General features: G+C 25.3%; 12 protein-coding genes. 6 read left to right on the top strand and 6 right to left on the bottom strand.

Annotated features, from left to right (window positions below; translation table 11 throughout):
* Positions 1-155: 155 nt before the first annotated feature.
* Positions 156-3,584 (bottom strand): DUF4132 domain-containing protein, encoded by a 3,429-nt coding sequence (locus Q0K19_RS07905; protein WP_297246994.1) that lies wholly within the window; start codon positions 3,582-3,584, stop codon positions 156-158.
* Positions 3,585-5,119: 1,535 nt separating this feature from the next.
* A complete protein-coding gene (locus Q0K19_RS07900; protein ID WP_297246991.1) occupies positions 5,120-6,205 on the bottom strand; it encodes a cell surface protein in 1,086 nt (361 codons plus the stop codon).
* 219 nt (positions 6,206-6,424) lie between these two features.
* Between Q0K19_RS07900 and Q0K19_RS07895 the strand changes: the two genes are divergently transcribed.
* Positions 6,425-7,333: a hypothetical protein gene (locus tag Q0K19_RS07895; protein WP_297246989.1), complete on the top strand. Its 909-nt coding sequence runs from the start codon at positions 6,425-6,427 to the stop codon at positions 7,331-7,333.
* Positions 7,334-7,433: 100 nt separating this feature from the next.
* On the opposite strand, the gene csrA is transcribed toward Q0K19_RS07895, so the two are convergent.
* The 3 genes from csrA to Q0K19_RS07880 all read right to left on the bottom strand — a co-directional run bounded on the left by csrA (position 7,434) and on the right by Q0K19_RS07880 (position 9,481).
* Complete coding sequence (csrA, locus tag Q0K19_RS07890; RefSeq protein ID WP_008727916.1) at positions 7,434-7,682, bottom strand: carbon storage regulator CsrA; 249 nt, start codon at positions 7,680-7,682, stop codon at positions 7,434-7,436.
* A 2-nt stretch (positions 7,683-7,684) separates the two neighbouring features.
* Positions 7,685-8,158, bottom strand: coding sequence for a flagellar assembly protein FliW (gene fliW / locus Q0K19_RS07885; RefSeq protein WP_297246984.1), 474 nt, complete (start codon positions 8,156-8,158; stop codon positions 7,685-7,687).
* 69 nt (positions 8,159-8,227) lie between these two features.
* Complete coding sequence (locus Q0K19_RS07880; protein WP_297246982.1) at positions 8,228-9,481, bottom strand: flagellar hook-associated protein 3; 1,254 nt, start codon at positions 9,479-9,481, stop codon at positions 8,228-8,230.
* 429 nt (positions 9,482-9,910) lie between these two features.
* On the opposite strand from Q0K19_RS07880, the gene Q0K19_RS07875 reads away from it, so the two are divergent.
* Both Q0K19_RS07875 and Q0K19_RS07870 read left to right on the top strand, forming a co-directional pair.
* Positions 9,911-10,252, top strand: a complete 342-nt coding sequence (locus Q0K19_RS07875) for a DUF5674 family protein (protein WP_297246981.1) — start codon at positions 9,911-9,913, stop codon at positions 10,250-10,252.
* 11 nt (positions 10,253-10,263) lie between these two features.
* Complete coding sequence (locus Q0K19_RS07870; protein ID WP_297246979.1) at positions 10,264-10,599, top strand: hypothetical protein; 336 nt, start codon at positions 10,264-10,266, stop codon at positions 10,597-10,599.
* Positions 10,600-10,659: 60 nt separating this feature from the next.
* Here the strand turns inward: Q0K19_RS07870 and Q0K19_RS07865 are convergent, their stop codons facing one another.
* A complete protein-coding gene (locus Q0K19_RS07865; RefSeq protein ID WP_297246976.1) occupies positions 10,660-11,496 on the bottom strand; it encodes a class I SAM-dependent methyltransferase in 837 nt (278 codons plus the stop codon).
* 252 nt (positions 11,497-11,748) lie between these two features.
* Here Q0K19_RS07865 and Q0K19_RS07860 point away from each other — a divergent pair, with 252 nt between their 5' ends.
* The 3 genes from Q0K19_RS07860 to Q0K19_RS07850 all read left to right on the top strand — a co-directional run bounded on the left by Q0K19_RS07860 (position 11,749) and on the right by Q0K19_RS07850 (position 14,837).
* Positions 11,749-12,519 carry a hypothetical protein gene (locus Q0K19_RS07860; RefSeq protein ID WP_297246974.1) on the top strand — a complete coding sequence of 257 codons (771 nt, stop codon included), beginning with the start codon at positions 11,749-11,751 and terminating at the stop codon, positions 12,517-12,519.
* A 103-nt stretch (positions 12,520-12,622) separates the two neighbouring features.
* Entirely contained in the window at positions 12,623-13,219 is a 597-nt protein-coding gene (locus Q0K19_RS07855) for a phosphoglycerate mutase family protein (protein WP_297246972.1), read from the top strand.
* A 67-nt stretch (positions 13,220-13,286) separates the two neighbouring features.
* Positions 13,287-14,837: a hypothetical protein gene (locus tag Q0K19_RS07850; RefSeq protein ID WP_297246970.1), complete on the top strand. Its 1,551-nt coding sequence runs from the start codon at positions 13,287-13,289 to the stop codon at positions 14,835-14,837.
* Positions 14,838-14,846 lie beyond the last annotated feature (9 nt).

The raw sequence follows: 14,846 nt of genomic DNA, 5'->3' as shown, positions 1-14,846 counted from the left end.
TCTGCTTAAACAGAATTTAAAAACACCCGCCCTAATGTTATTTAAATTTTTAGAGAATAAACCGCACGATAAATAAAAAACTAGTTAATAACACTAACTGCATTATTAACTAGTTTAAATTTTTTTAATCTATTTACCGTGCGTTATGATAAAATTTAATCTCCAAAAACACTTTTCACTATACTATAAATTGAACAAGCAAATCTCTTATTAACTTTTAAAGGATTAATCAAAGTTTCAATGCCGTCATTTATCTCGCAAAACTCTATATCTCCAAACTCAATATCTTCATTAGCGTCCATTCCAAAGTACATATAATCAAATGATATATGAACAGCAATATTGAGATAAGTATCTTTTAATATGTACTCGCAGAAAGTTCCTCCGTCCATAGCTTCTCCTCTAGCCATATCATACTTAGTGGCTAATGACATCAATACACCAGCCTTTATTGTTTTAGAGTCAAGAGAATGAATTTTATCTTCTTTTATGTCTTCTTCTTTAATCTCTTCATATTTGAAATCAAGCTGTTCTATAGGCTGTGATATCTCATAATCTGATAATTGAGTTTTCCATTTGGCTATAGTATCAGCATCTAATTCTGAAGGGTGAACCAAAGTTATTAAACTGTTCTCCGGTAAACTGTACTCTTCTTCATCAACTGTATTGAAAGTGCCGTCTTCCATATATCTAAAGCTCTGTATTAAATTGTTGTTCTCATCATAAGCACCCCAAATAAGTTTCAAAGCAAATATGTTCATTATTGGGTTCTCAACGAATACAGTTTTGAAATTATTGTAAGTCCATTTTCTGCCGTTTAATAAAACTTTTTGAAGTCTTATTTTTTGGTTTTGTATCAAAGTTTTTATTTCTTTCTTGAGAGTAGTGCATTCTTTCTTAGCTCTGTCAGCTTCTACTTTGTCATCTTTGCTGTTTGGTGCTGGAAGTGATTTTATTATCTTTTGTTTTTCATTATCTGTAATTGTAAGTTCAAGATTATTGTCTATTGATAATGTGAATGTTCTTCTTGCTTCTCCGCCGTAATTTAGAACTCTTTCACCTTTTTGACTGAATCCGAAATTAGGTATTATTCTGTCTGAAAGTTCATCAGCTGTCATATCAAGCATATAAGCAGCGTTCTCCATAGTTTCTATTGCCACTTCTTTTATTTTTGCTGTAGGTGATTTTCTTGTAAGTCCGTCTACTAGTATTAATGCATAGTTCTTTCCGTTTAATGCCATACATTTTACAATAAATGCTGCCATAACAGTACGTGAACCTTTAGCAAATTCTTTTATAAGAGGATAAACTTTATCTATTTTCAAATCATCAGAATATATTAAATAAGGTATTAAAATATTCTTTTTTGTAGCTTCATAATTAGAATCTTTCCAATGAATATATAGCATTTCCAAAGCATTAGTAAATGAAGTAGTATCAAGAATTTCAGCAAGCATGTCGCAGTCTTTTAATCTTGATGGCTCTACTAAATTCATATATTCCATAATGATATATTTAAATATTCTCTCATCAGCTAATGTTCCATTATTGTATAAAACTTTTGTCAAATGAACATCGTCTAAGAACTTTATATTTTTTTCATAGTTTGTATTGTAGTAAGTGTCAATAAACTCCAAAGCCTCATCAATACTTTTAAAATAGTCGCCGTATTTTTTAAGATTCCAATTCTTAATAATATTTTTTAATGCTCCTTTAAGTTCTGATGATCTCGCTTTCTCTGACATCTTCTCAACATAAGGTCTTGTAATAGCTTCATTATCAGAAATAACTTTAATACAATGTCTTTTTACTTCGGCTCTCTTTGTATTTTCAAGAACTGTATAAACTAAATGATAATCATTATAATGACATTTATTATACAAAGTCTTTAATATATCTAATGCTGTATTTTTATTTAATGCTATATTATCTTTTATAAACTTATCATCATTTAATATATTTAATACTTCATCAAAATAGCTTTTAAATAATTCATCTTTTACACTATTTATAATAACATTATTATTTTCATCTATGCATCTAAGTTCTTTATATAGAGTAGGAAGATATTTTCCGCCATAGTCATAATAATAATTTGAAAAATCTCCTGCATAATCAAAATAATATGATAATAAAATTTCTTTTAATGTAATATTTAATTCTTTATTATTTAATAAACTATCAATAACTTCTTTTAAAGTTTTAGTTCCTATAGATGCCTGCACTTCTATATATCTTCTTATACCTAATTGAACAGGCAGATATTTAAAAATATCAAGAGCAAACTTTTTATAGTTTTTCATTTCAGGAATGTCATAATTAAATAAAGAGTATAAATAATAAAGTTCTATATCAAGTCTAACTCCAGGAGCTATATCCATTCTGCTGTATAAACGGTATGTATTTTTTTTGTCTGTATAATAATTTATAAGCTCATCAAAGAGTTTATTTTTATCTTTATCAAATATTTCTTCTATTTTTTCTGTAGAGGTGAAAACAGGTCTTGTATTATATCCTTCCGAATTATCTTCTGTAAATTTATTAGTTATAGTTTGTAATACAGTTAAAGATATTTTTAAATTATTTGCATCTATTTTATTATCATTATGTTCTAGTAAAACGCCGCTAAGCACTATAAATATTCTTTTGTTTCTATTATTATTTAGGTTATTTCCTACTAAATGATAAATTTTATAAAAATCTTCTTTATGATTTAAATATAAATCTCTTGCTCCATAAATAAACTCATAATGATAATAATCTTCAAAATGTTTTGCTATAAATCCGAAATCATTCGGATAATTTATTGCATTAAAAAATTTATCTTTAACTTTATAAGGATTTGTATAATCTAGTAATCTTAAATACTTTCCAAGTTCAATATTCATATCAATAATATATTCTTTATTATTATTAAGCACTTCTATAAATTTATTTTTTACAACTTCATTTTGATCTAAAATAGCAGCGATTACATTCAAAGTATCATAAAGATTAGGAAGAACATCGAATGATTTTATAGCTGCATTTATATATTTCTCATCGCATTCTTTATTATTTTTTATAACAGAACATATTGCAATCAATGGTATTACAGCATCTCTGTCCATTTTTTTTAATATTTTTTTATTATCATTGTTATTAATAATATTAATATATTTATCTGTGTATTCTTCAAACTCTTTACTGAAGTATTTATTAAAATCTTGAAAAACTGTATATATTAAAGTTTCACCATTTAAAGTTCTTGCATGATCTTTATATCTCTCATATCCATAAACAAGATATCTGAGTGACTTTTCAAAATCTCTATTGACTATATAATCAAAAATAACATATCTAGTTCCGCCTTCTCCTTCCTTATCTCTTCCGTAAATGAGTATCTTCATAAAATGTTCATATCTTTTCTTTAATGCCTCATCTTCTATAGAAAAATAATCTTTAAAAAATTCATCTCCTCCATGAAAATAATCATAAGGATACTTTGCTATTTTGCTGAAATCATTTGTAGCTTCGCATTTCTTTATGTCATCTTTTATATAAGATTTAGCATAGTATAATTCAAGTTTTTTTTCTAAATCCATAAATTCACCTCTTATCATTAATCTATATTAATGTATAGTATATATATTTTTTATTTATTGTCAACTTCTTTAAGTTCTATTTACCCAACATAGCCCCATCGCACGCAGTATAAATCATAAATGTAATTATATTATCATACAATTTATATCATAAATGATAATGCATTTACCGTGCGTTGAATAAAGTTTTTAAAGTTAATAATTTCTTGGGTGGGTGCTGTAATTTCTAATAAAGCATCAAAACAATTTAAATTATAATTACAGAACAAAGCAACAAGGTTTAAAGGGCGGGGAATATAAATAAAACTTTAAAGTTTAATTACATATTCCCACCCTCTTGCTTTATTATTCCATTTTAAATTTTAGTTTTTACTTCTTTACTGCCTCAATTAAAAAAGCATGCCCACCCAAAATGTTTTTAAAGTTATTAGTTTATTTACCGCACGAAAAAATAAAACAAGAAATAAAGAATAATAAAAAATCAAATATTAATCATAAAATAGAATTGACTAACCGTGCGTTAAAAAATACAAAAAATAAAATTATAATAAAAAAACCTATGCAATAAATGCATAGGCTTAGTGGGAAAAAATAAAGCTTATTCTTCTACATTTTCTATTATGTCGTTATATTCGCTGATTAATAAATTATATTCTTCATCATCTAATAAAATACAATCATTATTCAAACTGTTTAATAATCTGCTCATGTAAATCTCCTTCTTTCATTCATAAATAAACCTTAATTTTTTATGTGATACATTGAATTTATATTGTAGTTTATAATCACGATTTGTACTAATAATATAATAAATTAATATGGAAAGGCAATAACTTTTTTATTTGTGTTTTTAATGAATCTTTACCATAGATAATAAAAAAGCCTATACAGTTATGGCATAGGCTTAAGGAGAAACAAATAATATCGTTCATTCTTCATATTTCCTCATTATTTCGTAATATTCACTTATTAATAGCCTATAATCTTCATCATTAAGAAAAGTACATTCATTATTTAAGATATTAAATAATTTAGTCATAATATACCTCCTTTTTTTCATTCATAAATAAACCTTAATTTTTATGTGATATATTAATCTTATATTGTAATTAATTATCACAACCATCTATTAATAATATAACAATTTGTATGATAAAAGCAAGAAATTTTTTTTAATAATTTTTCTATATTTAGAATTATTGATTAAATTGAAAATTATTTATAAGTATCTAATTTTAGTTAAAACAAAAAATAAGAAAATATAATTCCGTACTATAATTATATTGAAGTAATATCAAAATTAAATCTTTATTAATATAGAAAGCAAGTTCAATAGTTTTAGATATTTAGAAATAATTCATTTACTTTAATAGAGTACTATCTATAATAGTTAAAAGTGGGGGAGAATAGCAATAATAAAAAAATTAAGTAAACTTACTTAAATAAAATACCAACAAAGTTTTTTATGATGCATATAAAAAAGCAATGCATTTTGTTATGCATTGCTTTATATATTTTTTAATTATTATAGTCTATTAGTATCGCCAAATTCCCCAAATATCTATTCCGCCGCCGAATGCATTATATATATTAAAGTCAGCACTTTTTTTCATTATTCCCTGACCTTCGGCATATCCGGTCAAACCAAAAGTGAAATTTTCTACTAAAGTAATTCGAGCTTCTCCCTCAACTCCATAATGCAAATTATATTCACCATCTACTTTATATATTTTACCCTCAAACATAAGTCTAGGCATTACATAGGTATATATTGCTCCTAATTTAGCCTCGAATTTTGCCGGTAATAATACATAGAAATACATACTGTCAGTAGATCTTCCTCCGTCATCATCATAAAGATAATTAAGTACAGCATCTTCAGCATATCCAGCATCTATAGTAGCCCATCTTGCTCCTATACCATAATAGAATGCTAATTTTACAGGAAGACTTATTTGTACAGGATAATTATCAAATCTTGTAAGCATTATGCTTCCATATAGAGAGCCTCCTAATACCATAGGAGCTATTTTTGTTCCGCCTACATCATTTGTAACACTTGAAAGCTGTATGCCATAATGAAGCGACATTGTAAATTCATCTAATAATCCGCCTCTGAACATAAATGAAAATTTAGGTGTTGTACTTATTGATAATTTTCCGCCATAATAATTTTGATCAGCAATAGAAAATGATATAGGCAAAGTAAATCTATATTTTTCTGAAGCAAAACCAAAAGAAAATGAATGGCTATGAGCAATAGGAGCATTTTTATCACTAAGATCATTATATAAACTGAATTGATATCCAAATCCAAATATACCGTAACTTAATCCTACGAAACCTTTAGGCAAAAATGCTAATATTCTTTTTCCATCTTTATTTGTATAAGTATTATCTACTATATGCGATAAATCTAATATTGATACTCCTAATTTGAAAGGCGTATTATGATTCATAAGCGGAGCAAAATCGTATATTGTACTTACTCTATCAGATCCGAATCTTGTTGATGTTACACCTTCTATTAAATTATGTAAATTATCTTTATCTACTATATCATCTATAGCAAAAGCAAAAGAATTTAATATTAACAGCATCAGGAATATTATTTTTTTCATTTTTTCTCCACTTGTCTTATATTATATTACAAAACAGATTTTATTTAATAATGTAAATATTGTAAACGTAATTATATATTTTATATAATTTAATTGCTATACTAGTTTATAGCAGAAATACTATTTTTTCAAGTGCATATTTTATACATATTTTTTACATCGTTCAAAAAGTAAATTAAAAGGTGCTTTCTTCCGATAAATTCACATACGGAATTAAAAATGATAAAAGATTTTTTTTATTTTATAGTTATTATACTATCTAAAACTATAATAGATTTATTTAGATCATTCGGAAGCATTATAATATTCGGATTTATTTTATATGTTTTATCATCTATTACTAGAAGAATATTTGCTAAAACATTAGGCTCTAAAACAGAAGTGTATATTACAGGCTGGATAGGTACTCCAATACATGAACTATCACATGCCTTATTTTGTTTATTATTTAAACATAAAATTAATGATATAAAATTATTCAATACAAAATCTGATACTATAGGTTATGTTCTTCATAGCTATGATTCAAGAAGTTGGTATCAGCAAATGGGCAATTTTTTTATAGGGGTAGGTCCGATTATTATTGGAACTTTAATCGTTTATTTATTATTTATATTACTAGCTCCTGAATTAAAGAATAATGTATTTGAAATACCTGTCATTAAATATAAACAAGTATTTAATTCAGATATACTTTCAATATTCTACTATACAATATCAAATATATTTGTATATACCTATAATATATTTATAAATATCATAAAAAATGTAATAGAGTATTCTTCTTTTAAAAATATTACTTTTTGGATATTTTTGTATTTGTCAATATCAATAGCTTCTCATATGGAGTTAAGTCCTGCTGATATTTCACATGCTTCAAAAGGTATTATAGTTATATTTGCTTTATCATTAATATTAAATACATTATTTATTATAATGAAAGTGTTTTTTAAATTGGATATTCCTATTTTTATAAATCAGTTTTTTAATAGAATTCTAGAAACATATAATATGCTTTTAATATTTTCGGCTATAATATCATTATTCAATTTTCTAATATCATATATAATTTTAACTCCTATTAATTTAATAAAAAATAGAAGTTTAATTAATCCATTTACAAGCTAATTAGTAAGCTTTATATAATTATTATTATTTTGATTTCAAAACATAAATATAAATTAATATTAGATTTTAGAATAGTTTTAAGAAAAAATAAGATTGTTTATTATTGTTTTTTACCAAATTTATTTTTTACAAAATTACTTAAAATATTCAATTTATCAGCAGTAGCCTCTTTTGATGCCTCTAAGTTTTGGCTTTCTATTTCTTCATAAACTTCTTTTCTGAATATTTTTACATTTTTAGGAGCATTAATACCTAGCTTTATTTGATCGCCTCGTATATCTACGAGCATTATTTCTATATTATCTCCTATTACTATGCTTTGATTGATTTTTCTAGAAAGTACAAGCATTATTATGAACTCCTTTCTTCTGTATTGGTATTGCCAGAATTATTATCTTCTAAAAGAATGGAATGTCTAGTTGTGTATTTATCACCTGAAACGGTACATTGTTTAGCTTTATGATTTTTGATATTAAAAACTACAGGAGCTACTAAATTAGCACTCATAGATTTAAAATCACTATTTGGAATGCTGACAATAGTAAGAAGGTATAAATCTTCATTATTCTCTATACCTAAATATTTTATATCATCATCATACACATCAGGCTCATAATTTTTGAATATTAAAAATGGATCTATAAGTATAAAGCATACATTTTTATCATCTTTAGACTGAAGTATTTTAAAAGTTCCTTCCTCGTCCATATTGACAAGATAAAATTCATCATAAGCCTCAAATGCTAATATAGTACCATTTAAGTGATATAATGAATCATCTGAAACTTCTATTTTTCCTAGTATCCTAGATTCTATTTCCGGCATATAATTATTTCCTTTTATACATTAATAATATTTTATATTGTCAGCATTTTATTTTTTATCTTATTTATATTATCTTAAATAATCCATAAGAGTTCTGCCTAATAATCTTCCTGCTGTTTGTAATGAAGCATTATGAGCATATTGCCACATATTGAAATTAACAATTTCTTCAGCATAGTCAATATTTTCATTTTTAGCTAAAGCTTCTTCAATAGCTAATTTCTGATCTTCAAAGCTAGCATAACCCATATCAAGTCTTGTAACTTTAGAAGAGGCATTAGCCTGAACAGTAGCAACATTATCCAAAGAACTATCTATATAACCTAAAGCCTCGCCGCCTATAGCTCTTACATCATCATTAAGCATAGCATCTCTTAAATAAATAAGAGTTTCAAATACGCTTTTTCCTGTAACTAAAGCACTAGGCTCATAGTTATTTTCTGGATTATTAGCGGCACCTTCTCTTATTAAACCTATATCTTGTAAAACTGTACCGCCTGCCAAATCTTGTAAAAGTATTTTATGAGGAGAACCTGTTTTTAATTGTATAACTTTTTCTCCGCCTCTTAAATCTCCTATACTTGCACTTACATTACCATTAGCATCATTTATTCTCTGAACTATAGCTTCAATATTATCGCCTTGTTTAATATTTACAACCATATCATCTATCATAATGTCCTGATCTTCAGCAGCAACATAAGTTGAAGCATCTTTTGTAGATATTATTTCCATATCAGTACCCCAGAAAGCATAATTACCCGGAGTAGCTACATTGATAACTTGTCCGTTTTCTACTTCTCTGTTTTGAGCATTTCCATCGCCTTCATACATAACAGATTTTACTATAGAACGGCCTGCTTTTTCATCATATCCGTAAAATGCTCTGAAAGGTGCTGTTTTTATACTTGTTCCTGAGAATATATACTCGCCTTTGCTTTGAGTTTTTGATATATCATATATTCTCTCTATCATTTCTTCTACTTCCATAGCCATTTTTGCTCTGTCATCTGCTCCGTAAGTGCTGTTTGCACCTTGAACTGCTAAATCTCTTGCTCTATTTAAAGCCTGAGTGATAGCTGACATAGAATCATGTGCTACGCTTAATTTTTCTTTACCATCAACTATATTGCTTTGATATCTGTCTACTGAAGACATTCTAGTTCTATAATATATAGAATTAATAGTTGAAGTAACATTCTGGTGAGGGTACTGCACCCTTTGACCAGTAGATAATCTAGTTTGAGAAGCTTCCATCTCATTATAGTTTCTTTTTATTGTACTAACTGTTCTATTAAATTGGGCTTGTTCAGTAACTCTCATTTTTTATCTCCTGTTTTAATATAGAAATGATTATTATATCGTTTGCATTTTCGTAATAATCTAAAATTCTTTTATTATTTTTTTATTACTATTATTAATAAAAATTGTTCGCCAAAAAAGTATAGCAAATAAATTTGCTATACGCTCACAATTTTTATTATTGCTAGCTATAAACTCGCTTTTAATAAGCTGACAACTTCCTTTGTCAGTTATCAGCTGCTCGTTTATAGCTTTAAAATTAGCATTAATTATATCATTTAAATTTTTATTATTTTTATAACAATAATAAAAACTATTCTTATTATCGGAATATAAATTATAAAAAACATTCATACATACATATATATGATATTAAATTTACTTTATAAAAAAATTACATTTCCGTTAATATTATGTTAATTAAATATGTTTATGGAGTATTAATATTATATGATAATTATAAAAGAAAGCATTGAAGTTTCAGAAATTAAGAATATGCTTGGAAATTTTTTTACTGATATGGTTAAAGGTGTTGTTGATATAGAAAAAAATGAATTAGCTTTAGATGCAGAGCTTCATAGTGATTTGGAATCTTTGCTAATAGAAAATGGTTCTTTACAAAAGGATTTATGGGGGATTAATATTTATCCTGAATTAGATGATGAAGATTTTATAGAATTTGATTCTTTAATTAATATAAGACCTTCTGATAATAATAGAAGCAGATATGTTGAAGATGAGAATATTAGAAATAAAATAATAGAAATATTAAATAATTTAATAATTAAGTAATAGGTATATTTATGAGTTATATGCATAAAGATTCAGCAAATGGAAAATGGAATACTTTGAGTCTTGCCGAACAGATGGCTAATATTGGAAGTGAAGTTTACAGAGCAATAAAATTTAAAAATAAAAATAATTTTGAATATTCTAAAAATGCTGCGTACAGAGCTTTAGAGCTTATTGACTTGACTATATTATCCCAATACAAAAAACATAGTATAAAAGAGTTTACAAGACTTAGAGAAGTTTTATGTGATTATTTGCTTGGAGATAATGAATATAATACAGATGAAAGTATTATGAAATATTTTGACAGTTTTGCTTATATATTGGCAAAAAGAAAAGGAAAATAGAATTTAATAGTTTTATTTTTTATATAATATTTTAAAAATTTATTTTAGTTTTGCTATTAATCATTCTTTAGTTTTGCCTATTATAGCCTGCTGACATATATCATTATATCTAGTGTCTCTTTTTCTTTTTTCTATTATTACTATACCATCATAATAATGAATAGAGTAGGTGCTGTCTGTAAAAGCATTTGGGTATAAATCATCTTCTTCTGTAGCCCAATAGGCATTAAGTGAGTCTATTAAATTTTTTGTGTATTCTATATATGAATTAGGATTTTTATAACCGCCTCCGAAATTAGGCCAATATGAAGTATAAACATCTTCGCATAAATAAATTCCATCATCTTTTACATGTTCATACATCTCTTCAAAAGTAGTTATTTGCTGATTCATTCTATGTCCGCCGTCATCTATTAATATATCTAGTTTTGGAATTTGGCTTTTTACTTCTTTTAAAAATTCTCTGTCATCTTGAGAGCCTATGAATATTTTTATATTATCCTGTTCAAATTGTTTGCATTTTGGATTTCTATCTATTGCATATATGTTGACATTAGCTTTAGGATTATTGTTTCTAAAATATTCTCTCCACATCTTTACAGCACCACCGCTTCCCACACCAATTTCCATCATATTAATATCTTTACCTCTATATTTAGAGAAATGTCTTTCATATATATCAAAAAAAGGCAGATGTTTGAAAATAGCTTCTCCTTTATTATTCAAAAAGTAATTATGCAAATAATATTTAGATTGATCTTCATTTTTATTTATGAGTATATCTTTTATTATTTCCAATTTTTTTTTATCTTCTTCGCTGTCGCTTTTTACAAGTAAAAGATTTTTATGTTTTTTCACTCTTAATTTTTTTATTTCAGACTTTTTACCTTTTTTCATTTATTTTCCTTATCATTCTATAGAATTAATATTATGTTAATTCTTTATACTATAAAATTTTAAATTGTCAAGAATATAAAATATTATTAAAACTGAACATCTTTGCAGTTTGTTTTTTTATTAAAATTGTTCTATATATGTATCAATATTTCATATTTAGTATATGTAAAATAATAATTTTTGTATTGTAAAATATATTTAAAATGTTAAAGTTTAAATATACGTATAAATTATTAAGGAGTATGAAAACTTATGAGAAAAATAATACTATCTATTATAATGTTTACTGCTATTGCATCTACATCATTTGCAGTTAATGGCGGTTTTGAGTTTATATTAAATGTGCCTATCGGAATGAGTATTGGTATTTATGATTATGATTTAACTGATAGAGCTGAAGATGCTGATGTTTGGCTTAATGGTAAAATACGGGATACGGTAGGAAAAAATAGCGGAGTTGGTTTTGATATAGGTATAACTGCTCAGCTTGGTTATATGTTTAAGTTTACTGATAATTTGGGATTAAGCGTTCTTGGTGAAATAGGCTATAGTCATGATACTTATTCTTATATTAGTAAACTTGATAAAAATATTTCATATACATATTCTTTTGAGAGCATACAGTTAGGAATACTCCCTAAATTTAACTTTTTTAATTTTTCTGTAGGAATTGGAGGAGGTATTAAATTTCCTATGGCTGGAAATTATCATTCAAAAATTGGCTCAATTAGTACTGACACAAAAATAGATTCAGATTATATGAAAAGAAATTTTAAAACATCTGTTATTCCTTATATCAAATTTACTTTTGATTATTCTATTTTCTTTATAGAAAAAATGGCATTTAATATAGGTTTATATCTTGGATATGATTTCGGAGTAGAGCCTAGTTTATATTCAGTTAATACAGGACTTCCAAATTGGAATTTAGGTAATAATGCTCTAGTAGTTGACGAAGTTAATTACTCTAGTTTTGATATAGGTTTACAATTAGGATTTAAATTCGGACCAAGAACGAAATAAAACAAAATATTATAATTTATTGAATAATAAAAAGAAATAGTTTATCTTTAATACAGATGACTATTTCTTTTTTATTTTTTAGTGTTTAGAGAAGGTTTAAATTATGAATAATGATATTAATAAAATTATAGAAATTTCTAATAATAATCAGAAAAAAGCATTTAGTATTATAAAAGAGCTTGATATTGAAAATGCTTTTAAAAGTATTGGAGCAAGAATTAATTTAGTAGGCTCTTTGAAAATGGGACTATTAATGAAAAATAGAGATATTGATTTTCATGTTTATACTCCTGAATTAAATATAGAAAAAAGTTTTTCGGCAATATCAAAAATAGCTTCAAATAAAAAAATAGAAAAAATTACTTATTCAAATTTGATAGACACAGATGAACATTGTATAGAGTGGCATTTATTTTATAAAGATAATAATGATAATGAAGTTTGGCAGATTGATATTATTCATATATTAGAAGGTTCTTATTATGACGGATATTTTGAAAAAGTTGCTGATGATATAATAAATATGCTTACAGAAGAAAAAAGAAATATTATATTAAAATTAAAATATGAAACTCCTGATGATATAAAAATAATGGGTATAGAATATTATAAAGCTGTTTTGAAACATAATATTACAAACTATAAAGACTTTATCAAATGGAGAGATAAACAATTATTTAATGGTGTAATAGAATTTTAATGCTTGTATTGTAAAAATATGATTATATGATATTATAATTCATAATTTTTTTAGGATAATTTCAATTATGAATAATGGCAAAACAACACTTTATATTTCTATATTTTTATTAATAATATCTATTTCTTTAACTATATTCACAAGAATCTATTCTTTTCCAAAAGCGGGTACAGATTTTATAGATTTTCTTACACATTTTTATGATATGAAACGATATTATGACAATAATTCTATGCCGGCAGTAGGTGCTAGATTTCAAATGGGACCGCTTACCGAAGAAGTAGCACCGCGTGTTCCTGGAGGATTTTTTTATTTGCATTATTTAACTTGCTATAAATTAGCTAATGAGAATATAGAATTAGCAAGAGTATTTAATTTTATTACAATGTTTTTTCCATCTTTAATATTTTTATTATGGGTTTATAAAAGATTTGGTATATCTATAATGTCAATATTATCTGTATTAACATTGTTTAATATATATTTTGTATATACAAATAATATATTTTATAATCCGAATATTACTCTTTCATTATCTTTTCTTCTCATACCGTTACTTGGTGAATATATTATAGGAGATAAACCGTATATTCCGGCTATGATGTTTTTTCCTTTATTAGCACTAATGGGGCAGGCACATTTTGCGGTTTATTATGGTATTGTTCCTACAATAATAGTTTATCTTATTATAAGATATAAGTACACTATTAAAAATATTAAAGCACTTGCCATAGGTGTATTTTTAGCATTTTTAAGCTATTTACCTTATTTAGTATCTGAAATAAAAAATGGTTTTTATAATACAAATAAAATGCTTACTTTTTCTGCTAACAGTGATTTAAGACGGGTATTTCCTTTTCCTCAGGTTCATTCTTTGTTAATGTTTCCTACAAATGAATTTTCTGTTATGTATTCAGCAAATAATTTTGCAAAAATAATGAATTTTTATTTAAATAATAATCCTTTTTTTGTATTTACTTTAGCTGTACTTATAATATCTATATTAGTAATATTTACTGCCTTTCTTTATTCTGTAATAACTTTTTTTAAATATAAAAGGTATAAATATGATATAGAAACCAATGATAAAATATTGATTTTAACAAAAGAATTAATGCTTATATTTTTATTATATTTTCCAGTAACTATAGTTGTAACATTTTTAGGTAGAGGTATAGCAGGTCAGTTTAGATATCATTTTGGTGCTTTTGCTTTATCTTTTGTACCTATGCTATATTTATTATATAATTTAAAAATTAATTTAAAATATAAATATATAAATTATCTTTCTATATTTTATATATTTAGTGCTGTAGCTATGACTTTTAATATAGTAATATTTTATAAAAATTATCAGGAACCATATAGATGGAAAAGTTATATTGAAACAGTTCAGAATATAGCTAATGATGCTGGTGGCAAAGAATTTATTATAGAAAATGGTTCACCTTATTTTAGTCAAATGGGATTTGTTTATAATAAAAAAGGTTATTGGAATGAAGTTACAAATAATGCTAATATTGTTTATCATTTAGAAAGTTCTCAAAATAATACAAATATTATTAATTTGCCTATAATATCAAGTAATAATATTTATATTGTTTATAAAAAAGAATAAAAAATAAAT

Source organism: uncultured Brachyspira sp., assembly GCF_944393015.1.
Taxonomy (GTDB): domain Bacteria; phylum Spirochaetota; class Brachyspiria; order Brachyspirales; family Brachyspiraceae; genus Brachyspira.
Note: the sequence above shows the minus strand (reverse complement) of the source record. Positions and strands in the feature narration are given on the sequence as shown.